The 20,845-nt window shown below is 40.8% G+C and carries 23 protein-coding genes and 2 pseudogenes; 12 read left to right on the top strand and 13 right to left on the bottom strand.

Features of this window, described 5'->3' with window-relative positions; all coding sequences use genetic code 11:
* The first annotated feature begins 136 nt into the window (after positions 1-136).
* Entirely contained in the window at positions 137-1,465 is a 1,329-nt protein-coding gene (locus KXD37_RS08575) for an arsenic transporter (RefSeq protein ID WP_106019668.1), read from the top strand.
* A 65-nt stretch (positions 1,466-1,530) separates the two neighbouring features.
* Here the strand turns inward: KXD37_RS08575 and KXD37_RS08570 are convergent, their stop codons facing one another.
* From KXD37_RS08570 to cotH, 3 genes and pseudogenes are all read right to left on the bottom strand, one after another.
* Positions 1,531-2,208 (bottom strand): DUF2642 domain-containing protein, encoded by a 678-nt coding sequence (locus tag KXD37_RS08570; protein WP_106019669.1) that lies wholly within the window; start codon positions 2,206-2,208, stop codon positions 1,531-1,533.
* A gap of 62 nt (positions 2,209-2,270) precedes the next feature.
* Positions 2,271-3,517 (bottom strand): annotated as a pseudogene (locus tag KXD37_RS08565) (spore coat protein CotH).
* A 127-nt stretch (positions 3,518-3,644) separates the two neighbouring features.
* A complete protein-coding gene (gene cotH / locus KXD37_RS08560) occupies positions 3,645-4,733 on the bottom strand; it encodes a spore coat protein CotH (protein WP_106019671.1) in 1,089 nt (362 codons plus the stop codon).
* A 138-nt stretch (positions 4,734-4,871) separates the two neighbouring features.
* Here cotH and cotG point away from each other — a divergent pair, with 138 nt between their 5' ends.
* From cotG to KXD37_RS08525, 7 genes are all read left to right on the top strand, one after another.
* Positions 4,872-5,459 (top strand): spore coat protein CotG, encoded by a 588-nt coding sequence (gene cotG, locus KXD37_RS08555; protein ID WP_263463484.1) that lies wholly within the window; start codon positions 4,872-4,874, stop codon positions 5,457-5,459.
* 163 nt (positions 5,460-5,622) lie between these two features.
* Positions 5,623-6,243: a flavin reductase family protein gene (locus KXD37_RS08550; RefSeq protein ID WP_106021939.1), complete on the top strand. Its 621-nt coding sequence runs from the start codon at positions 5,623-5,625 to the stop codon at positions 6,241-6,243.
* A 224-nt stretch (positions 6,244-6,467) separates the two neighbouring features.
* Positions 6,468-8,558, top strand: a complete 2,091-nt coding sequence (locus tag KXD37_RS08545) for a BglG family transcription antiterminator (protein WP_106021938.1) — start codon at positions 6,468-6,470, stop codon at positions 8,556-8,558.
* A gap of 11 nt (positions 8,559-8,569) precedes the next feature.
* A complete protein-coding gene (locus KXD37_RS08540) occupies positions 8,570-8,836 on the top strand; it encodes a PTS sugar transporter subunit IIB (protein WP_024123087.1) in 267 nt (88 codons plus the stop codon).
* Between the two features lie 33 nt (positions 8,837-8,869).
* A complete protein-coding gene (locus KXD37_RS08535) occupies positions 8,870-10,132 on the top strand; it encodes a PTS ascorbate transporter subunit IIC (protein ID WP_263463483.1) in 1,263 nt (420 codons plus the stop codon).
* Positions 10,133-10,147: 15 nt separating this feature from the next.
* Positions 10,148-10,846, top strand: a complete 699-nt coding sequence (gene alsE, locus KXD37_RS08530; RefSeq protein ID WP_188323342.1) for a D-allulose 6-phosphate 3-epimerase — start codon at positions 10,148-10,150, stop codon at positions 10,844-10,846.
* A 73-nt stretch (positions 10,847-10,919) separates the two neighbouring features.
* A complete protein-coding gene (locus KXD37_RS08525) occupies positions 10,920-11,261 on the top strand; it encodes a DUF4181 domain-containing protein (RefSeq protein ID WP_095712858.1) in 342 nt (113 codons plus the stop codon).
* 4 nt (positions 11,262-11,265) lie between these two features.
* On the opposite strand, the gene ggt is transcribed toward KXD37_RS08525, so the two are convergent.
* Positions 11,266-12,843: a gamma-glutamyltransferase gene (ggt, locus tag KXD37_RS08520; RefSeq protein WP_106019677.1), complete on the bottom strand. Its 1,578-nt coding sequence runs from the start codon at positions 12,841-12,843 to the stop codon at positions 11,266-11,268.
* Positions 12,844-13,056: 213 nt separating this feature from the next.
* On the opposite strand from ggt, the gene chrS reads away from it, so the two are divergent.
* The 3 genes from chrS to KXD37_RS08505 are packed head-to-tail and all read left to right on the top strand — an operon-like array spanning position 13,057 to position 14,673.
* Complete coding sequence (chrS, locus tag KXD37_RS08515) at positions 13,057-13,533, top strand: chromate efflux transcriptional regulator ChrS (protein ID WP_024123092.1); 477 nt, start codon at positions 13,057-13,059, stop codon at positions 13,531-13,533.
* Between the two features lie 13 nt (positions 13,534-13,546).
* Entirely contained in the window at positions 13,547-14,140 is a 594-nt protein-coding gene (gene chrB / locus KXD37_RS08510; protein WP_024123093.1) for a chromate efflux transporter subunit ChrB, read from the top strand.
* Positions 14,137-14,673 (top strand): chromate transporter, encoded by a 537-nt coding sequence (locus KXD37_RS08505; RefSeq protein ID WP_263463482.1) that lies wholly within the window; start codon positions 14,137-14,139, stop codon positions 14,671-14,673. Before chrB ends, KXD37_RS08505 begins: the two co-directional genes overlap by 4 nt.
* A gap of 25 nt (positions 14,674-14,698) precedes the next feature.
* Here the strand turns inward: KXD37_RS08505 and KXD37_RS08500 are convergent, their stop codons facing one another.
* Positions 14,699-14,923 carry a hypothetical protein gene (locus KXD37_RS08500; RefSeq protein ID WP_059292391.1) on the bottom strand — a complete coding sequence of 75 codons (225 nt, stop codon included), beginning with the start codon at positions 14,921-14,923 and terminating at the stop codon, positions 14,699-14,701.
* Entirely contained in the window at positions 14,920-15,465 is a 546-nt protein-coding gene (locus tag KXD37_RS08495; RefSeq protein WP_263463481.1) for a flavodoxin family protein, read from the bottom strand. The genes KXD37_RS08500 and KXD37_RS08495 overlap by 4 nt, the downstream gene beginning before the upstream one ends.
* A 122-nt stretch (positions 15,466-15,587) precedes the next feature.
* Here KXD37_RS08495 and KXD37_RS08490 point away from each other — a divergent pair, with 122 nt between their 5' ends.
* Positions 15,588-16,469 (top strand): LysR family transcriptional regulator, encoded by an 882-nt coding sequence (locus tag KXD37_RS08490; protein ID WP_106021933.1) that lies wholly within the window; start codon positions 15,588-15,590, stop codon positions 16,467-16,469.
* 89 nt (positions 16,470-16,558) lie between these two features.
* Here the strand turns inward: KXD37_RS08490 and KXD37_RS08485 are convergent, their stop codons facing one another.
* From KXD37_RS08485 to KXD37_RS08450, 7 genes and pseudogenes are all read right to left on the bottom strand, one after another.
* Positions 16,559-17,275 (bottom strand): endonuclease V, encoded by a 717-nt coding sequence (locus KXD37_RS08485; protein ID WP_106021932.1) that lies wholly within the window; start codon positions 17,273-17,275, stop codon positions 16,559-16,561.
* Between the two features lie 78 nt (positions 17,276-17,353).
* Positions 17,354-17,847: pseudogene (locus KXD37_RS08480) on the bottom strand (hypothetical protein).
* A gap of 104 nt (positions 17,848-17,951) precedes the next feature.
* Positions 17,952-18,605: a hypothetical protein gene (locus KXD37_RS08475; RefSeq protein ID WP_059335106.1), complete on the bottom strand. Its 654-nt coding sequence runs from the start codon at positions 18,603-18,605 to the stop codon at positions 17,952-17,954.
* An 89-nt stretch (positions 18,606-18,694) separates the two neighbouring features.
* Positions 18,695-19,246: a hypothetical protein gene (locus KXD37_RS08470; protein WP_059335368.1), complete on the bottom strand. Its 552-nt coding sequence runs from the start codon at positions 19,244-19,246 to the stop codon at positions 18,695-18,697.
* 40 nt (positions 19,247-19,286) lie between these two features.
* Positions 19,287-19,649 (bottom strand): hypothetical protein, encoded by a 363-nt coding sequence (locus tag KXD37_RS08465; RefSeq protein WP_059335107.1) that lies wholly within the window; start codon positions 19,647-19,649, stop codon positions 19,287-19,289.
* Between the two features lie 269 nt (positions 19,650-19,918).
* Positions 19,919-20,128: a hypothetical protein gene (locus tag KXD37_RS08455; RefSeq protein ID WP_059335108.1), complete on the bottom strand. Its 210-nt coding sequence runs from the start codon at positions 20,126-20,128 to the stop codon at positions 19,919-19,921.
* A 204-nt stretch (positions 20,129-20,332) separates the two neighbouring features.
* On the bottom strand, positions 20,333-20,836 hold the full coding sequence (locus KXD37_RS08450) for a hypothetical protein (RefSeq protein ID WP_106021931.1): 504 nt from the start codon (positions 20,834-20,836) through the stop codon (positions 20,333-20,335).
* Between the last annotated feature and the right edge of the window lie 9 nt (positions 20,837-20,845).

The following is a 20,845-nucleotide window of genomic DNA, read 5'->3' as shown; positions in this document are numbered from 1 at the left end:
CAACTTCATATCAGTATACGTATACATACAGTACAAATAGTTGGCAAGGATACTAGTAAGCGTATGACAATCGTTTGATTTTAGAATGATAGTTAGAGAGGTGAAATATATTACACAGTTCACGAGTATATTAACATTGCTCGCTTTTTTCATAACAATGATTTTTATTTTCTGGAGACCGAAAGGATTAAATGAAGCTATCCCCGCGACAATAGGCGCTTTAATGGTGTTATTATGCGGAAGTGTGTCATTGACCGACTTAGGTGAAATAGGATCAAAAGTCACGGGTGCATCGGTCACAATTCTTGCCACTATGATCATGGCCATTGCATTAGAAAGTTTTGGGTTCTTTTATTGGGTGGCTGCAAAGCTGCTCCAACAATCCAGGGGATCAGGCATCAAGCTTTTTTGGTTAACCAATTCACTTTGCTTTTTAATGACCATTTTCCTAAATAATGATGGGAGCGTTTTGATCACAACCCCCATCCTTTTGCTGGTTTTAAAATATTTAGGTTTGAAAAAACATCAAAAAACCCCTTATCTCATAAGCGGCGTTTTAATAGCTACAGCCTCCAGCGCACCGATCGGCGTAAGTAATATTGTAAATTTAATTTCTCTCAAAATGATTGGAATGGATTTATATTTGCACACTGCCATGATGTTTGTCCCTAGTATGATGGGACTCATTTTTATGGCTTGTCTACTGTTTATTTTCTTTTATAAACGTCTTCCTAAAAGCCTGCCGGATATACCGAACCATTTTCAGTCTCTGCGACACAGAAGGTACCATCCCCTTCATTCGCCATCAGCTCCGATACCGGAACGAAATCAAACAAAGATAATGTTATTTGTACTCGCATTTGTTTTTCTCGTCAGAATCAGCTTATTTGCCGCGTCATATACCGGTATCTCCGTTCCTCTTGTCGCTGTCATCGGATCAATTATCCTTTTGGCCTGGAGATGGGTTTATTTCAAAACCTCTCCCAGAGACTTGCTCTTCAAGGCACCTTGGCACATTTTTATTTTTGCTTTTACTATGTATGTCCTCATTTATGGACTGCACAATATAGGATTTACTGAATTAATTGTAAATCATTTCAAACCGATAGTTTCTGGAAGCCTCTCCTACGCTACTTTTGTATCAGGTATCTCTACCTCTGTTTTTTCGAATCTATTCAACAACCATCCGGCTTTAATGATCAGTACTTTTACTTTAACAGAAATGAGCCTGAATCCTTCAACAGCAAAAATCATCTACTTGGCAAATATTATTGGCAGTGATATTGGTTCCTTATTATTACCTATAGGAACATTAGCAACACTTATTTGGATGCATATTTTAAAACAGCATGATGAAAGTATTTCTTGGGGTGAATATTTAAAAACAACCATTTTAATCATTCCGCTGACTGTTCTTTTTACGTTAACATGTTTATATTTTTGGATCAGTTGGTTATTTCTTTAGCAGTGTATGAAATAAAAAACTGCCTTCTGCTATTCGAGGGCAGTTTATTTTCAGTAGAGGCTACGCTAGGGGAGATGCATTGTCTTTAGATGATTTAACTTCCAAATGATTGACTTTCCACTTGCGTTAATCAGCTCAATGATATTATTAGATACATCTTTTAACAGACCGACTTTTTCTGGCACTTCCCCCATATCAAATATAACCAATTGGCCAGTATATTTCTTGATCTGCTCCTCAAAATTACGTACAAGTGAAACACTGGAAGGTACGACAGGCAATTGAGAGTTGTCAAGAGTGTACGGCGTTTGCTCTGTTGAATAAGGGGTAAACCACTTTAAGTGATGCATAGATATGAAAAGTGTTTTAAATACAGGTGAAAAAAATACAATATAATCATTTAAAACACTTGTAACATATCCATGTATCGACCGATCCCCAGTTACATAAACTTCAATAAATTTGCCTTTCACATTGTTTAATGTGTTTCTGTAAGAAAAACTATTATTTTCCGCCTGCATTATTGTATCTTCCGGATCTCTTAAAATTGGTTTCCCAGTATTCGTATTTATTATTGCTTTGTTCATTTGATGGAGATGCAGCAAAGGAATATAAAGATAATTGCAGCCATTAAATATAACAAAAATATCCTGTCCAATATCTATAAGTGTGCCAACAAATCTTGTATCTCCTGAAATGACAACATCAACATCTGTGTCAAGAAATTGATTCAAACCTTTCACCATTCTCCCCCTTTAATTGAATGAAAAAGGGCATCACTTTATTGATGCACCTTCATTATCTATTAAAATTTGCGCTTCCAATGATAGTCTATCGTTTTGACAATCGTTTCATAGCTATAATCTTCCTTTTGGCTTCCGGTGCTATGATAATCTGAAGATCTTGGTGACCGATATGATTTGGATGAACTTTTGGTGTCTGATGAACGATCATATGTTGATGATTGATAATCTGAAGATCTTGATGACCAATATGATTTGGACGAACTTTTGGTGTCTGATGAATGATCATATTTTGACGATTGATAATCTGAAGATCTTGGTGACCGATATGATTTGGACGAACTGCTGGTATCTGACGAACGATCATATGTTGACGATTGATAATCTGAAGATCTTGATGATCGTTTATTTGATTTGGACGAACTGCTGGTGTCTGATGAACGATCATATGTTGATGATTGATAATCTGAAGATCTTGATGATCGTTTATTTGATTTGGACGAACTTGATGAGCTATGTGATTTTGAAGATGTTAACGAATTACTGTCCCCCTCTTCTTCTTGTTTTTGTTTCTGGTCTATATCATTTTTGCTTTCTTCTTTATCATCATGTTCTTTCTTTTGATTGTTAGAGCCTTTTGGGCCTAAGCTGATGCTCTTGATATGAAAAGGATATATGCGAAGCACTTCTTGATTTTTCACTAAAGTATAATGACCATCCGCATTATCTACGAGGATACCTTCAATTGCTTCTGGTCCTCCTCGATTAATCGAAACCCATTTATGAGTTAAACTCTTAAAAACTTCGTTTAGGTTATCAGCTTCCAAGACACTTGGCGTATGTCCTTCTTTATTTAAAGCGGACTCATGTTTACTTATGCTTTTGATGTGATGAATATTAAAATAAACTACTCCATCCTCACTTGTGTTTAACGCAGCGTAATCATCTCCTAGCCACACCAAACTTCCTTTTTTAGATTCCGGACCACCTTGATTTAATTGAACGGATTGGTTCATTAATTGTCCGATTAAGCTGTGAAAATCATCAGCATCAGCCATTTCTGCCGTCTCAATTGTTGTTGTGCTATTATTGGTATCCTCTGTAATACTTTTTACATGATCCAATTGATAATAAATGGTTTTTTTTCAGTTTGTAAAGCGATATAATCTGATTTTACAGCTACCAATTTTCCTTTTTTAGATTCGGGACCTCCTCGATATACAGTGACAATTTTATCTTGCATTGAATGCAAAAAATGATAGTAAGATATATCATGATTTGAATAATTTTTAGTTCTCCTCTTGCTCATTCATTACCCTCCTAGTCATTTATACATAGATGATAAATATATTGCATATATACGTGTCACAGTTATTTCTTGAACTAATTCAATAGCCTAATTGTCTGATTTTCAGCGAATACCTATAATCATGGATTCACAAAATACTTAAATTGCTTTTGATGTATTGTGAACGATTTTTAATATACTCAAAAATCACTTCCGGCTCACGGTCAAAACGTTCAATATCACTCTTTTTATATGGGTCCATCAGGACAAACGGCCTGATTTGATCATAAAGCGCCAATATTTTTGGTTTCATATATTCAATGGTAAAGAGAGATCGGAGCGTTTTTTCTAACAGATGCTTGTAGGACCTGCGAAAATCGGGTTCATCCAAAATGCGAGCGGTTAATGTATTAAACCCTTGAATTCTTACGTAATCTGCAGCCATCCGCCCCCCATGGATATCCCTGCCCCAGGTTGCGTCATAGTCCCAAGGAATCACTTCAAATAATCCGGTTTCCCCGCTTCTATACAAAGCGTAATTATGGACAAACCCGTCATAGTTTGAGGTGAACACAATGCCAGCCAGCCAGCGCAAATACTTATCAATATTCACATGCTTTGTCACTTCTGTTTTAAATTGGGCTTTAGGGACAGTATTAATTTTAAAGATCATATCCTGCAAATAAAAATCATCTTCCTCAGTCCCCGTCTTCTTTTCATACCCATGCTCAAGCGACTTCTTCGTTTCCCTCTCCAAATCACTCACGAGAGAAAAATTAGCATCATCATCTACCGCGTAAAAAATCGCTCCGTCCGCCAGCTTCCTTTTCCTTAAATAATATTCATCCACGGATTCAAGCTCAAGATACACTCCTTCATTCTTTCCATTTACCTTTAAAAACACAAATTCTGCCCTTGGAGACAGCGTCCCCAGCTCTGAGAAAAAATCGAGAGACAATTTGTTTCTTATCATGGAAGGATCTTTATATTCCGCATTCAAGTGAACCTCGCGGGCGCCGCGAAATGTTTTCGGCTGATAATAGGAAATATGGTACGACTTCTTTTTGAAATCTCTAATATGAGATCCGCGATAAGCGATGTCGATATCAAATCTTTTCTGATTCACTTTCAACACAGCCGGAACCGGTTCATCGTCCCATATATCCTTTTTTAATTCCCGTAAGTCTTTTGGATGAATAAACAGCTGATAAAGAGGCAAATTTGATTGATTCTTCATCCGTAGTCCCCCTTCAAAATTAGGCTTTTATTTTTGTGAGATCTCAGCGGAACACTTATACACTTTTTACAATCGTGCGTACTATGTGTGTAGTAAGGATCTTCATCCTTAAACAAATTAAAAAAAGGAGGATTTCAATTGGGCCACTATTCCCATTCTGATATCAAAGAAGCGGTGAAATCCGCAAAAAAAGAAGGTTTAAAAACTTATTTATACCAAGAGCCTCGTGGAAAAAAACGCAGTCATAAAAAGTCGCACCGCTCTCACAAAAAATCTCGCAGCCATAAAAAATCTTACTGTTCACACAAAAAATCTCGCAGCCATAAAAAATCTTACTGTTCACACAAGAAATCTCGCAGCCATAAAAAATCTTACTGCTCACACAAGAAATCTCGCAGCCATAAAAAATCTTACTGCTCACACAAGAAATCTCGCAGCCATAAAAAATCTTACTGCTCACACAAGAAATCTCGCAGCTACAAAAAATCATTCTGTTCGCACAGAAAATCTCGCAGCTACAAAAAATCATTCTGTTCGCACAGAAAATCTCGCAGCTACAAAAAATCATTCTGTTCACACAGAAAATCTCGCAGCTACAAAAAGTCGTACCGCTCTCGCAAAAAACACTGGAAAAATGATCATCATCGCAAAAAAGATGATTACGACAGCAAAAAAGAGTTCTGGAAAGACGGCAATTGCTGGGTAGTCAAAAAGAAATATAAATAATGAAACTGTCATCATAGGCTCCGGCATACGTACGGTAGCCTATTTTCTAATTCCCCTATATCAGTTATATGTCATGACATAGCATATGCAACCCGCATCATTTGGTTTCCTTGAATGGATTTCGTTATAATCATGGTACTCTTACAATAAAGGCGGTGTTGTTGTGTACATATTTCAAGCAGAAGAGCTTAGTGCCAAAGAGACGTATAAGCTGCTGTCAGGAGCCGTTATTCCGCGCCCGATCGCATTTGTTACAACACTTTCTTCAGGCGGGGCAATCAATGCGGCACCTTTCAGTTTCTATAACGTGGTCAGCTCAGATCCTCCGCTACTCAGTATTTCTGTTAACCGATCAGAAGGCCGGCAAAAAGACACAGCCAGAAACGCGATAGAAAACGGTGAATTTGTCGTCCATGTCAGTGATGAAGCCATCATTGAAGACATCAATGAAACGGCGGCAAGTTTAGGGCCGGACGAAAGTGAAATGACACGCACCTCTCTCCATTGTGTAGAGAGCACGGCTGTTTCGGTGCCCGGCATTCAAGAAGCCCGCATTCGTTTTGAATGCAAGCTCGAACGGCATATCACCTTCGACAATGATCATGGTGTGACCACGGCTGATCTGCTTATTGGCAGAGTTGTCTGTTTTCACCTCGATGAGAAGGTGTATGACGCAGAAAAAGGGTATATTTTGACGGACGAATTAAAGCCGGCTTCCAGATTAGCCGGAAACCATTATGCAAAGCTCGGTGAAGAATTTACATTGATTCGTCCGAGTTCATAAAAGGACTATTTATATAGAAGAAACTAGTCAAAAAGACACCGTTATTCAAAAAAGCCGGCGCAGCATGTGTCTGGCTTTTTTTGTTTGTAGGAATCACATTTGCACAAACCGTTTGCACTGATTTGGTCTTATAAATTCAGATGCTCCCCATTACAATTGAAATAAGCCCGCACGAAGAGAAGGACGGCAGACTGATATCACCTGCACATAAGGAGCTGATGGGCATGCCTTTAGACCAAAGAAGATCAGCCATTCTTCATCAGGTTCTCAACACAACCAGCTATGTTACTTGCGGCGAATTAACGGAGCAATTAAAAATTTCAAGGAGAACACTGTATTATGACATTGAAAAAATTAACAGCTGGCTGAAAGAGACCGGACTGACACCGATCAAAAGAAGGCGTTCAGCAGGATTTTATTTAGAAGACCAAACGAAAAAAATGCTGACATCAGAAATGAAAACGCTGACAAATTCAAGCTATGAATATTCTCCCTCAGAAAGGCAGGCAAGAGTGATCCTGCGCATTTTAACGAGAAACAGACGGTTACTTTTGCAGAACTTCATTGACGAAAATCATGTCAGCCGCAACACCGCTATTCAGGATATGAAGCATATTCGCGAAAAGCTGAAGACATTCGGCATCGTTCTTTCCTTTACCAAAGAAAAGGGGTATTTCTTCTCAGGAATAGAGCAGCAAAAACGAAAACTGCTGGCAGAATACGCAAATCAGCTCATGCAAAAAAGCAGCAGCACTGAGGCCGTTACCGATCTATGTCCCGATCCGGCTGCTTGTGAACAGCAGATCCAAACCATGCGGTCTATGCTGCTGACTTTCGAAAAGCTTCTTCACATGAAATTTGCTGATCATGTTCTCGCGGGCTTAAGTGTGCACTTTACGTTATTTCTGATCAGATTAAAGGCGGGAAAAGAAATCACTCTAGAACAAGAAGAGCAATACGCCATCAGGCAAACGAAGGAATATGAAGCGGCCGTTCGGGCGGCGGCGGCCGCGGAACTGCCGGAAAAAGCCTTTATTTCTGATCAAGAGATGTGCTACTTCACGATCCATCTGTTAGGGGCTAAAATCAGTCAGTTCCCCGCTTCAAGTCTCATTGCAGGTGAGCTGGATGCGATACATGATATCGCGGACAAAATGATTGTCGATTTCCAGCGTTACGCCTGCGTGCTTTTTCAGGACCCGGAAAATCTAAAAAAACATCTGGTGCTTCATTTGAAATCAGCTTATTACAGGATTAAATATAATATCACCCCTCATGAGAGTGATGTAGCTGCCTCCATCAAAACGAAATACAGTGATATTTTCTGCTTAACGAAAAAAGTCGTTCATCACCTTCAAAAAGAATTAAGAAAACCTGTCAGCAGTGAAGAAACAGCTTTTATCGCCATGCATTTCGGAGGCTGGATGAAACGTGAAGGGGTCGCGCCCTCACTTAGAAAAACAGCGGTTATTGTCTGCCCGGGCGGCATCGGCACTTCAAAAATTTTACAGAGCCAAATAGAAGATCTTCTGCCGAATGTCGATATTCTGAAAACCGTATCAAGCCGTGTCTATGAAACAATGACGCTTGAAACTGATGTCCTGATCTCAACTGTTCCGCTCCCAGACAGAGGGGTGCCTGTGCTCATCGTTAATCCCATACTGAACAGCAAGGAAAAGATCAGCCTGCTGAAAAAAGTAGATGCGCTCTCAAACAGCGCTCCCCATTTCCATCCAAGTGTTCATGACATCATGGGCATCATCGAAAAACATGCAGAAGGCATTCATAAAACAGAGCTGATGCAAGAACTGACCGAGTATTTAGGACAGCCGCACAAACATGAAAAGGAGGCGAACCGCAAACCAATGCTTGCTGAATTAATGACACCTAACCATATAACGATGGCCGACTCTGCCCCCTGTTGGGCGGATGCCGTCCGCATGGCGGCAAAGCCGCTTTTGGATGACGGGTCTGTTACCCCGCAATACGTCGATGCCATGATTGCCACGATTCAGACACTGGGCCCATATATCGTCATTACGCCGAATGTAGCCATCCCGCACGCGAGGCCTGAAGACGGTGTGAATCGAATCGGCATGAGCTTTCTGAGACTGAACCAAGCCGTTTCCTTTTCAGACCGGCCCGAGCATTCAGTCCAGCTGATTATCGTGCTAGCGGCAATCGACAATGACACCCATTTGAAAGCCCTCTCCCAGCTCACGAATATGCTGGGTGATCCCGAAAACATTCAATTGCTGATTAACGCTCAATCGGCAGAAGATGTGCTGCCAATGATTCAAAAATACTCAAACTAGGAGTGATTCGAATGAAAAAAATCTTAATTGTTTGCGGAAACGGACTTGGATCAAGCTTTATTGTTGAAATGAATGTGAAAAAAATCATTGATGAACTGAACATCAGCGCTGATGTTACACATACAGACCTCACTTCAAGCAAAACGGAGCAAGCGGATCTGTATCTAGGATCAGCCGATATTGTGTCAGGTCTTGACGATGGAACTCGTAATGTTGTCGGACTCAAAAACCTGCTGGACCAGAAAGAAATCAAAGAAGCCATCCTTACCAACTTGTAACACACAAAAACATAGACGACGGGGGTGCATCTGATGCTTGATTTTTTGATTAACGATTTCCTGGGAACTCCTGCTATTTTAATTGGACTTTTTGCCTTAGCCGGTCTGCTTCTGCAAAAGAAAAACGCTGCGGATACCGTATCGGGCACACTGAAAACGGCAATGGGATTCGTCATTCTCAGCGCCGGGGCGTCGATTGTCTCAGATTCACTAGCCGTGTTCAGCAGCATGTTCGAAAAAGCATTCCACATTAAAGGCGTCGTACCAAATACAGATGCAATATCCGCCATTGCTCAAAAAACGTTTGGTACGGAAACGGCACTCATTATGATTTTCGGAATGATTGTTAACATATTGCTGGCGCGTCTCACGCCATTTAAATATATTTTCTTAACCGGCCATCATATTCTCTACATGGCTTCATTGATCTCCGCCGTACTGATTACCGGCGGCATCAGCGGTGTTCCTCTCATTGCTGCGGGCGCCATTATTCTTGGGGGGCTGATGGTGCTGTCACCCGCCATCCTTCAGCCGTACACAAAAAAAATTACAGGAAGCGATGATCTCGCTCTCGGCCATTTCGGTTCTGCAGGCTATTTTATTGCTGGATTCATCGGCAAACATACGGGCAATCCATCTCATTCGACTGAGGATATCAAAGTTCCGAAATCATTAGGATTTCTGCGGGATACGTCAGTCTCCATTTCTTTAACGATGGCACTCCTTTTCTTTATTGTCGCTCCTTTCGCCGGAAAGGATTATATTGAATCATCGTTGAGCGGCGGAAGCCATTTCCTCGTTTACTCCTTTATGCAGGCCATTACGTTCGCTGCTGGGGTATATGTCATCTTGGCGGGGGTTCGGATGGTAATCGCGGAAATTGTCCCTGCTTTTAAAGGCATCGCTGAGAAGCTAGTGAAAGGCGCCAAACCCGCTCTTGACTGTCCGACGGTTTTTCCTTTTGCGCCAAACGCTGTGATTATCGGATTTTTATCCAGCTTCCTGGCAGGTATTGTTTCTATTTTTCTTCTTCCGGTCTTCGGTCTCAGTGTTATTGTCCCGGGACTTGTACCGCATTTCTTTACAGGAGCCGCTGCGGGAGTTTATGGAAATGCAACCGGCGGAGTGCGGGGGGCTGTACTCGGTGCGTTTGCCAATGGCATTCTCATTTCTTTTCTGCCTGCGCTTCTTCTGCCGGTTCTTGGCTCGCTCGGATTTGAAGGCACGACTTACGGCGATTCAGACTTCGGCATTATCGGGATTCTTCTTGGCTGGATCATACAATTCTTCAATTAAAGTGAGGTATGCGTCATGAAACATTTATTTTCACCTTCTCTGATGTGTATGGATTTAACAAAATTCAACGAGCAGATCACCATTCTAAACAGCCGTGCCGATATGTATCATGTTGATATCATGGACGGCCATTTTGTCAAAAACATTACGCTGTCTCCATTTTTCATCAGCCAGCTCAGAACGATGACAGCTCTCCCGATTGATGCCCACCTGATGGTTGAAAGGCCGGAGGATTTTATCGATATGACAGCAGAGGCCGGCGCTGATTACATTAGCGTTCATGCCGAAACCATTAACCGTTCGGCGTTTCGGCTGATACACAAAATCAAAGATCATGGCGCAAAGGTCGGGATTGTATTGAACCCGGCCACTCCGCTAGATTGGATCAGCCCTTATGTGCATTTGATTGATAAACTGACGATTATGACCGTTGATCCGGGTTTTGCCGGGCAGCCGTTTATCGCAGAAATGACTGGAAAAATCCGTGCGGCTAAAGAGTGGAGAGAAACAAATCATTATACGTATGCCATTGAAGTTGACGGCTCCTGTAATGAAAAAACCTTCCGCATGCTTGCGGAAGCTGGGAATGACATTTTTATCATCGGCAATTCAGGCCTCTTTGATCTCGATGAAAACACAGAAATCGCATGGGATAAAATGAAAACCATTTTTCAGCAGCAGACACATCCTGTAAAAATGCAACACCCGGAGTAATCCCCGGGTGTTTTTCTATGAAACATTTTCTCTCCCACGAACGTATAAAGAGATGAGTTTAGGAGGGATTGGTATGAGTACTCATTTTTGGCTGTTATTTCTGGTCATGGTATCGTTCAGCACAGCACTGCAATTTCTTATCAAAAAAAAGTTCGGTATCCATAAATCAGGCTGGCTGTACAAGCCAGTCAGCAGCACACAGAGATTAATAGAAATCTTTTTACTGATTTTGTTTGTTTTTTCTATGATCTTTTTCCCTGTGGGATATATGCTTCTTTTATTTTTTATTTCGATTGATTCTCTACGCTTTTTTATAGAATGGAGGTATAGACCTGAAGATAAACAATATATGTACCACCTGATTGATGCGGGCCTGTTTCTTGCTCTCTTAATATACATATGTATATTTTTCTAGCTTGTCAAATCCCAACAGCCGCCCCATCCCCCCTTGGATCGGCTCCTCCCTGGAGAAAGCCCTCCTCATCCACTGCGATTGCTGCGGCATGGCCCATCAGCGGGTCATAATCACTGACTGTCTCCACGAGATGGCCGCTTTCTTTTAGCATGTCGACTGTCTCCTCTGCGATTCTGTTCTCAACTCTGAGACCTTCATAATCCTCGCCCCACGTTCTGCCCCATACCCAGCGCGGTTCGCTGATTGCCTGCTGAGGATGCATTCCATAGTCCAGCATTCGGGTGATAATCGCGGTCTGAGTCTGCGGCTGGCCTTCGCCCCCTTGCGTACCGTACAGAATCTTCGGTTTCCCGTTCTTACAGACCATAGCCGGCATCAGCGTATGGAAACTGCGCTTTCTCGGCTCAAGTGTGTTGACATGATTTTCATCCAATGAGAAAAATGAGCCGCGATTCTGCATGAGAATGCCTGTATCCCCAGCAGTAACAGCCGAGCCAAATTCAAAGTAAAGGCTTTGAATGAACGACACCGCGTTGCCATCCGAATCCATCACCGCGGCATAGGCGGTATCACTGCCAATCGGTCTGCTTTCCGCCGGTTCAGCTATATAACCGATTTCTTCCGCCAGCTGCTTGGCGTAGCTTTTGTCCAAAAGCCTTTCCAGCGGAATATCAGCAAACACCGGATCAGTCAGAACGGCATTCCGATCCAGAAAACTCTTTTTCAGTGCCTCCACGAGCACATGATAATAGGTAAATGAACCATGTTCAATTTGGCTGAAATCATAGTTTTCCAGAATATTCAGCGTCAGTAAACCCGTAAAACCTTGAGAATTTGGGGGCGCCTGATAGACGGTGCCCCCCCGGTAATCACAGGATATAGGCTCCATCCACTCACCCCTGTGTGCTGTAAAGTCATCAAGCGTCATATAGCTGCCATTATGCTGTAAATACGAGACAATCCGCTGAGCGATATCCCCTTCATAAAATGCGCTTCTTCCTCTTTCAGCAATCATGTTCAGACTGTTCCCAAGCTCTTTTTGCACAAACCGTTCACCGGGGACCGGTGCTTTGCCGTTTTTGGTAAAAATATCAGCAGTGTAAGGTGTTGACGCCAGCAGTTCAAGATTCGCCGCTGTATGCCGGCACTGATCTGCAGATACAGGAAAACCATTTTCAGCATAATTGAGCGCAGGCTCCAATACATCAGAAAGCGACATCCGTCCGTATGTCTTCAGCACGGCATCCCAACTATCGACCATTCCCGGCACGGTAATTGCGCTGTCGATCCCCCGCAGCGGGATCTCATTTTTCTCCTTATACACGTCTCTCGTCACATTTTTTCCTGAACGGCCGCTGCCATTGTACACTCTTACCGCCTTTGTTTTTTGATGAAAGGTCAGCCAAAAGGAATCTCCTCCAAGCCCCGTCATATGCGGATAGACAACCGCCAGACAAGCGCTCACGGCGACAGCGGCGTCAAATGCGTTTCCTCCCTTCTCCAGAATACGGTTTCCCGCTTGTGATGCGAGGTAATGCGGACTGACGACCATTTGCTTAGTGCCGATAATAGATCTGTTCATCACAAGTCTCCTTTGCAAGAGATTTTCTTCAGTATAGAGAGCCTGAGTTTTCGCATCTACTGACCCGGAAGAAAAGCTGACGAACTTTCTCCTTTTCGTAAACATAAAAATACTTTATTGTTCATTGTGAAAATAAATTTAAATTAACTCTTACGAAATGAAACTTATATGATAAAATATTGACTAAAAGTCAAACGAAAGCAGGTGGAACAAATGGGCAATGAATATCAAATCCCCAACCTTGTTCTTGATGAGATAGACAAACAGATCCTTACCATTTTGCATGAGGAAGGAAGGATTTCTTATACGGATCTTGGCAAAAGAGTCGATTTATCACGTGTTGCAGTTCAATCACGTATTAATCAGCTGATTGAAGCAGGCGTTATTGAAAAATTCACAGCGGTGATCAATCCAGCTAAAATCGGCATTCATGTATCCGTGTTTTTTAATGTCGAGGTAGAGCCGCAATTCCTGGAAGAAGTCGCTCTAAAGCTTGAAGAAGAACCCGCAGTCACCAGCCTTTATCACATGACTGGCCCGAGCAAGCTTCACATGCACGGAATTTTCGCGAATGATCAGGAAATGGAAGAGTTTTTAACAAAACGGCTGTATCCGCTTCAGGGTGTCGTCAGCGTTGATTGCCAAATGCTGATCAAACGGTACAAAAGCCGTATGGGAATGAAGCTGTAAAGGAGAGAAACGAATGAAAAACCACCCTTATCGGGATATGACGGCCGCAATGGTGCGCACCGGAATCTTAGGCTTCGGGGGCGGGCCATCGGTGATTCCGCTGATCCGCCATGAAGCGGTGAATAAATATAAATGGATAGATGATGATGAATTTGGAGAAATATTAGCCATCGCCAATGCACTCCCCGGACCGATCGCCACCAAGATGGCGGCATATCTGGGATTCAAACTAAAAGGCACGCTAGGCGCAATTGTCGCTACTCTTGCCCACATTTTGCCTACATGCCTTGCGATGGTTGCCTTATTTGCGGCAGTAAACGTCTTAAGCCACTCTGCGGTTGTCGCCGGCATGATTGGCGCCGTGACGCCGGTTATCGCCGTTATGCTCGGTATTATGGCATATGAGTTTGGACAAAAAGCGCTCAAAGGATTTGGCTGGGTCACCGGAATCCTGTTTTTTATCATCGCTTTTATCGGACTGCAATTGTTACAGATCAACCCCGGCATTGTCATTATCATATTCTTAGCATACGGAGCATTTCATTTTAAACTGAAAGACAAAATCACAAATAAACATTCAAAAGATAAAGGAATGTCCGCCTCATGATCATTATGTTTTTATTCACAGCATTTTTTATCGCAAACGTTCTGGGATATGGCGGCGGCCCAGCCTCTATCCCGCTGATGTTTGAAGAAGTCGTAAACAGATGCGGCTGGCTGTCAAACGATCAATTCTCTAACATGCTCGCACTTGCGAATGCATTGCCGGGCCCGATCGCAACCAAAATCGCCGCTTATGTCGGCTACAGTGCAGGCGGCTGGCCCGGCTTTCTGATTGCGCTGATCGCGACTGTTGTGCCATCCGCGTTCGCGCTGATCGTCCTGCTGCGCATCATTCAGCGCTTTCGCCAATCACCTGTGATCAAAGGCATGACGCTGTCTGTTCAGCCAGTTATCGCTGTCATGATGCTTATTCTCACTTGGCAAATCGGCGCAGACGGCATCAAAGCCATCGGCTGGATTCAATCCTTAGTGATTGCGGGCATTTCCCTCCTTTGCATGACAAAATTCAAACTGCATCCGGCTTTCCTGATTATCGCGGCATTTTTATATGGAGGGCTTGTAGTTCCTCATTTATAGAAAAAAGCACCCTCAAAGGGTGCTTTTATTTTGGGCCAGAAATGCCATTTGTCATATAAATTGTTTCTTTGCCTGCATCATTTTTGATCACGTTTTTGATTTGCAGCGTGTTTCCTGACATTCTGGCAAATTGCTTCTCTTGAGATGAGTTTGTTTTGACGTGTATCCATTCCTCAGATCGCGGCATTTTCCAAGATAAAAAGAATCCTAGAATAAGCATTCCAACAATGACGGACAACAGCAGCTTCACACGGCATCACTTCTTTTCAATAGCCTGCCCGCAGTTTCTATTTCCTGCTGATCAAATATAATATCGCCGGGACGATTGCCTTCTCCCAGCACATAGCCTTCAAATGACATTCCCATAAAATCAAAAATGTGACCAAACTGTTCTATCAGCGGCAGCCCCTTTATCTTAGGATTGTCTCCTCCGGCTGCTATCACATATGCCTGTTTTGCCGACATTTGCTCTTTAAAATCAGGAAATCGCGGATCTCTCATGGTCTGTGACCAGCGATCAATGAACAGCTTTAACGTTCCTGACATACCGAACCAATAAATGGGGGTGGCGAATACAAGAATATCGCACACCAATACCCGCTCAATGATAGAATCGTAGTCATCTTGAACAGGACGAAAGCCGCCTTGAGCGTGACGCAGATCCTCAATCGGCTGGATCTGATATGTCCGCAAATGAATGTGCTCCGCACCGAATCCTTGAACAGCCTTCTCCGCAAGAATATCCGTATTTCCGCCAGGCCTCGTTCCGCCATTAATGACCGCAATTTTCATGATGCATCTGCTCCTTTGTTTACGAATGATTTTCTCCATCATATAATGGATTCATTAATCAATACAGATGATTATTTCGATTACTCCAATCGATATAGCCGATTTAGAAAGGACGAGAACATATGGAATTGAAGCAGCTGATCACCTTTATTACGGCGGCAGAACATGTAAACTTTACCCTAACCGCCAAAATGCTTAATTATGCACAATCAAGCGTTACCTCTCAGATCAAATCACTTGAAGAAGAAATCGGGACTCCTTTATTTGAACGGCTCGGCAAGCGGCTCATCCTGACAGAAGCCGGCAAAACATTCAAATCCTATGCGGAGAAGATTATTGCGTTAACAGAAGAAGCAAAAATGGCCGCAAATCAAGTAAGAGAAACAACCGGAACCTTGAAAATCGGAGCGACAGAAAGCCAGTGCACATATCGCCTTCCCCCTATCTTAAAAGATTTTAAACAGGCTTTTCCTCAAGTAAAGCTCATATTCAAACCGTATATTTCCAACGAACAAGCGAAAGAACAGCTCTTACAGGGCCAGCTTGATATTACCTTCATTTTGGATGTGAACCGGACGGAAGACGCACTGCACGTTGAATCTCTGATTCAGGATGAGATCAAAATGGTGGCTGCCAATGACCATCCTTTTCCAGCAGACTCACCAGTGACATTGAAGGATCTTCAAAACGAAACCCTTCTTCTGACAGAGGACGGCTGCTCATACCGCACGCTCTTTGAGGACGCTTTACATGACGCCGGTGTCTACCCTAACAAATTAGAATTCGTCAGCATAGAAGCCATCAAACAATGCGTGATGGCCGGACTTGGAATTGGACTATTGCCTGAAATGACAGTAAAAGACGATATTGCCGAAGGTCGGATGAAAGAACTCCACTGGCAAAACGACTGCCTCGTTTTTACTCAACTAGCATGGCATAAGGACAAGTGGATGTCTGCGCCATTGAAGGCTTTTATCGATTTGACGCGGAAAACATTCAAATAAAACCTCTCTGCAAGGACGACAAGGTTTTTGATAAAGCAGGAAAGCACACAGCATACAAAAAAACACTTGATGGCTTAGAGCCCCAAGTGTTACCCGTGATTTTTCTGATAAAACGTTCGTAAGACATGTGTTTCAAGGTCAGCCAGGCGGACAGGAATCGGCAGCCTGCTTTCTTTATTAAGCAGGCTCATCGTGATTTGATAGCTGCTTTCTAAATCAATGTTATTTCCGCAAGACAAGAAAATAGGCTTCACGTCCCGCCGCGTCCGCAGCGCCCGGCCATATACCTCACCGTCAATGATAATATCTGTGTATGAACCGACTTCATTTTCAGGCATTACGAAATCACAGCTTCTGATTTTGAGATAGGTTTTCGCAATCCCAATTGTCGGCTTATTGAGAAAAAAAGCCGCATGGGTGGCAACGCCCATATGGTTGTAATGCAGATACCCGTTGCCATCAAACAAAAACACATCCGGTTCTGTCTCCAGCTTTTTGGCCGCCTCGATGATCAGCGGCAGCTCGCGAAACGCAAGGAAACCAGACACATACGGCACACTGATTTTCCCCATGCTGTGCACTTTTTCAATGACTTCTTTTGTATCAGCGTCAATGACGATGATACAGCACACTCCATACGGTTCTCCGTCCTGTTCCCAATAGGCAAGGTCGACGCCTGCGCAGGTTTTGATCGAGTCTGGGGTGATGGAGGGTGATAGGTTGATTTTATGTATAAGGGATTGTTGTGTTTGAACAAAATCCGATTCATCTTTTAAATGAAAATCGTGAATTTGATGTACTTTCATTTCACTTGTTTTCCTCTCTTAAAATAGTCTTTTCGCTCAATCGTCCTGCGTTTCGATACAACCATAGACTGACATTCTTTATTGCTTATAACCTTTTTTCAAGGCGATAAAATTCCCATTAGGATAATTTCTATCCCAACCACATGGAAAATAACCCGCTTTATAAATTTTAAAAAGCTTTTCAAAAAAATTGTCTATTTTCCCGTTTATTGCCCTATTTATAGCACAATTATTTAGGTCTGCTACGATCTCTTCAAAAAAAGTATTAAATTCAGTCGCAGCACTTCTGACATTTTCAGAAAAAATCTCTAGTAATATGTCTAAATTTTGTGGTTTTTGATCATGGCTAATTCATAATATTTGTCCCATACTTCACTCATTTCATTTTCTTTTAGATCATTCCACGTATATTCATCTTCATCAAATACATCTTCATAAGCATAGTATTTCGCTTTATCTTTATCATTAATAATTTTAGTAAAATAAGAAATATCATCTGATGTAACTACTTAAAAGGTTTTGGAAAAAACAATAACTTCTTTTACTTTATTATGATAACGCCCGTATTTCATTACTTATTATACCACCTTACCTAAAGAACAACTGTATCATTACCGCTTTTCCCCAGTATCTTTTTCCGTTCTTTCATTTACGGTTAAATTGAAAGCAGATAGTATTAATATTCATTTTTAATTTCTTTCATAAAAATATAATCTAATTGTTTACTTAATTCTTTAAGCTCAGTACACCTTACCTCTTCTAGTGAATTGTCCCAATCTTCGTTTTTTATAAGTTCAATGCCATAGCTTCCGGTTGGATCCCCTTCTGGGTACCACCCTACGTCAAGCAGCAATTTTTTTGTCTTATGAGAAATCTGTAGGAGGTCTTGATTAAAGTCAAATAACCAAGCATCATCATTTGCCTCTAGAGTCTCAGGATCAGTATCTTTTAATGTAATATAATCAACAGTCCAACCAGCCGGTATCTTTAGCCTTAAGAAATTGGGAACCTGTTTAGTTAGCGGCTTCAAATCCTCTAAACCCCCGCTTCCCACACTCCAGATTTGATATTCTAACTCTTCTAATAATTGTTCTATTTCATCAAAAGAGTCTTCTTCATAAATCTTATCCTTTTTTAAGCTAACAATTTTGATATGATATTGATCACTTTCATAAATTACCTTAATTAAGGCGTTACGTTTTTCATTTTGCAGTATTAGTAATTCACATTTTTCTTCCATTATTTTTTCTGAATTTAAATTGTTCAGTACTACAGACCAGCCATCACAGATTTTTAATGGCTGTAATTGAGAAATATGATCTCTGTCCATCCCGCTTCTCCTTGTACTTCGTTGGCCTATCTTTAAAAAGCTTCATTATTGTAAAAAAACTTGCCGATGACAACACGGCAAGTTTATGACTATAGCAATTCTAATACATCAGTAAACAAGGCATCTCCTAATGTTAATCTCCTGTTGAAAGGCTGTATATGTGGCAATTCACTCCACTCATACACAGTATCGTAGTAATCATACAAATAACTGAGTTCGATAAACCCTTTCTTTTGCATTATTTTATTGATATAGTTCGTTCCCTGAATGAATTCTAAAGATTCAGCGGTCCCTACAATATCATAAGCGCCATCAATTAAATCGTGTCTTAGGGAATAACTATAATCTAGTACATAAACAGGAACCAATTTAGATACTTTCATATTGATTTGCTGTTCTAGATGAAATCCATTTTCCCCAGAAAGGTCTTGCATGTGGATATTGATTTCTCCAGAAGGATTGTATACATCTCTAACTTCAATTTTTTTCAAACCTTTTATTTGACTAAATTCATCAGGCGCTTTTATTTTCTCTGCACATTTGTTCTTATACCATTCGTCTAATTCCCTATTCATAAATAGACGTTGAAGCAACTCACCAATTTCAGGATATTCATTAATAAATCTGATTCCATGTTCCATAATAGTAACCATTCCATCCATTAATCCATTTGTTATTTAACTACTTCCACCAAGTAGTTGTTACTTGTTTTAAATGATATTCAATATATAAAATCACTTTTTTATAGTCGTCTGATGAAAATTCTTTAATAGGCTCCTCCCAATCATTATTTTTGACTATTAAAACCAGATAGTTACCTTCAGGAGAAATGTCAGGAACCCAGCCTAAATCAAGCGTTATTGAGGATTGTTCATGATAAAGCTGCAACAAACTGTCTGTGAACAAAAACCAGGAATCATCATCCGGTTCTAAAGTTCTTGGATCTATTTCAACAAAATGATTATAATTCACTTTCCAACCTTGTGTTATTCTTAGGGGATGTATATTAGCTTTTGGAACATCTAATTTAATATGTTTTCTCATTAACAAAACCTCTTTAGTTTTGTTTTCAGTCACTTGATATAAACTATTTTCATGGTTTACCTTAGTAAATTCTAGCCTATTTATTTTTTCTCCCTTTAAATTGGGTGTTTATTGTTGAACCTATTCCATGAATACCAGCTTGATGCTCATTTGGGAATTTTGTAGAGTGGACAGCAGCTTTTTTTCTCATCGGTTAACCAGCGTTTCCGTAGCTATCCAAGTGAAGTATAAAAGAGATCTGAAGGCGTTTCTATTTTGCATTAAAACCCTCAAGATTTTTTAACTATACTATTAATTCCTTCAAAAATAATATCTCTCATAACTTCATTATTACTTTTATAATTTCTTTCATTTTTTATTTTATTAAAAACTTGCTTGATAACCCCATCGATCATTATTGTTAACCCTTCAACGTCTTCTTCACCGCCTTCTTTTTTAAACATTTCATTTAATATAATTAACTTCTGTTCTTGCGACATTACATTCTCTCCTTTACATTTTCGAATCATTTTATTTTACTATTGACAAAACTTAAACTTTAATTTTTTTCTCTATAAATCAACAGTTTTGAATTAGTTTTACCATTAATCCTGTAAAAGCTTGATCATTTGTAATGTTTCTTGCTTTCACAAAGTAAAAACTAAAAAGCAGGTACAGTATAACTACCTGCTTTTTAGTTAAATTTAATTACCAGAGTTAATTTCTTTTACAAGGATAGCTTCGTTACCGTACTCTTCAATGTCGGCCTTTAGCCAACTGCTTTCCTCTTCTCTATATTTATAAAATCTAAGTGTCGCAAAACTTTCATCAATACTTAGAATCACAACAAATTTATGTTCAGGGAATTTTTCTTTTAAATGGTGTTCCCAACCATCCACTATCTGAAGCGCATAAAGTAAAATCTCTTCACCGGACAAATCACTGTAGTCTAAATAATCGTTTATGCGAAGTTCATTACACGATGCTTCATACCCCGTTTTATCCCCATACATTTTTAAAATTCTATTCCAATTTATAGTTGGATTATCAGTTAACTCATCCTCTAGATCTAGAATAAAGCAATCGTCTACTTTAACTATATTAGGTGAAATAATATCCTTTAAATTAGATAGGTCAACTTTATTTGTATTGCTCAAATCTTCAAGTCGTTCTTTTAGTCTTTTCATATTTTTATTTGTATATTCCATTATAATCTA

It is taken from the genome of Bacillus sp. XT-2, from assembly GCF_025696525.1.
Classification (GTDB): domain Bacteria; phylum Bacillota; class Bacilli; order Bacillales; family Bacillaceae; genus Bacillus; species Bacillus halotolerans.
Note: the sequence above shows the minus strand (reverse complement) of the source record. Positions and strands in the feature narration are given on the sequence as shown.

What these genes read in the sequence shown, in the direction of transcription:
- cotH (WP_106019671.1), bottom strand. Translation starts at nt 4,733, where the DNA reads ATGAAGAATCAATCAAATTTGCCTCTTTATCAGCTGTTTATTCATCCA.
- KXD37_RS08545 (WP_106021938.1), top strand. Translation starts at nt 6,468, where the DNA reads ATGCCTTTAGACCAAAGAAGATCAGCCATTCTTCATCAGGTTCTCAAC.
- KXD37_RS08540 (WP_024123087.1), top strand. Translation starts at nt 8,570, where the DNA reads ATGAAAAAAATCTTAATTGTTTGCGGAAACGGACTTGGATCAAGCTTT.
- KXD37_RS08535 (WP_263463483.1), top strand. Translation starts at nt 8,870, where the DNA reads ATGCTTGATTTTTTGATTAACGATTTCCTGGGAACTCCTGCTATTTTA.
- alsE (WP_188323342.1), top strand. Translation starts at nt 10,148, where the DNA reads ATGAAACATTTATTTTCACCTTCTCTGATGTGTATGGATTTAACAAAA.
- KXD37_RS08525 (WP_095712858.1), top strand. Translation starts at nt 10,920, where the DNA reads ATGAGTACTCATTTTTGGCTGTTATTTCTGGTCATGGTATCGTTCAGC.
- ggt (WP_106019677.1), bottom strand. Translation starts at nt 12,843, where the DNA reads ATGAACAGATCTATTATCGGCACTAAGCAAATGGTCGTCAGTCCGCAT.
- chrS (WP_024123092.1), top strand. Translation starts at nt 13,057, where the DNA reads ATGGGCAATGAATATCAAATCCCCAACCTTGTTCTTGATGAGATAGAC.
- chrB (WP_024123093.1), top strand. Translation starts at nt 13,547, where the DNA reads ATGAAAAACCACCCTTATCGGGATATGACGGCCGCAATGGTGCGCACC.
- KXD37_RS08505 (WP_263463482.1), top strand. Translation starts at nt 14,137, where the DNA reads ATGATCATTATGTTTTTATTCACAGCATTTTTTATCGCAAACGTTCTG.
- KXD37_RS08495 (WP_263463481.1), bottom strand. Translation starts at nt 15,465, where the DNA reads ATGAAAATTGCGGTCATTAATGGCGGAACGAGGCCTGGCGGAAATACG.
- KXD37_RS08490 (WP_106021933.1), top strand. Translation starts at nt 15,588, where the DNA reads ATGGAATTGAAGCAGCTGATCACCTTTATTACGGCGGCAGAACATGTA.
- KXD37_RS08485 (WP_106021932.1), bottom strand. Translation starts at nt 17,275, where the DNA reads ATGAAAGTACATCAAATTCACGATTTTCATTTAAAAGATGAATCGGAT.
- KXD37_RS08475 (WP_059335106.1), bottom strand. Translation starts at nt 18,605, where the DNA reads ATGGACAGAGATCATATTTCTCAATTACAGCCATTAAAAATCTGTGAT.
- KXD37_RS08470 (WP_059335368.1), bottom strand. Translation starts at nt 19,246, where the DNA reads ATGGAACATGGAATCAGATTTATTAATGAATATCCTGAAATTGGTGAG.
- KXD37_RS08465 (WP_059335107.1), bottom strand. Translation starts at nt 19,649, where the DNA reads ATGAGAAAACATATTAAATTAGATGTTCCAAAAGCTAATATACATCCC.
- KXD37_RS08455 (WP_059335108.1), bottom strand. Translation starts at nt 20,128, where the DNA reads ATGTCGCAAGAACAGAAGTTAATTATATTAAATGAAATGTTTAAAAAA.
- KXD37_RS08450 (WP_106021931.1), bottom strand. Translation starts at nt 20,836, where the DNA reads ATGGAATATACAAATAAAAATATGAAAAGACTAAAAGAACGACTTGAA.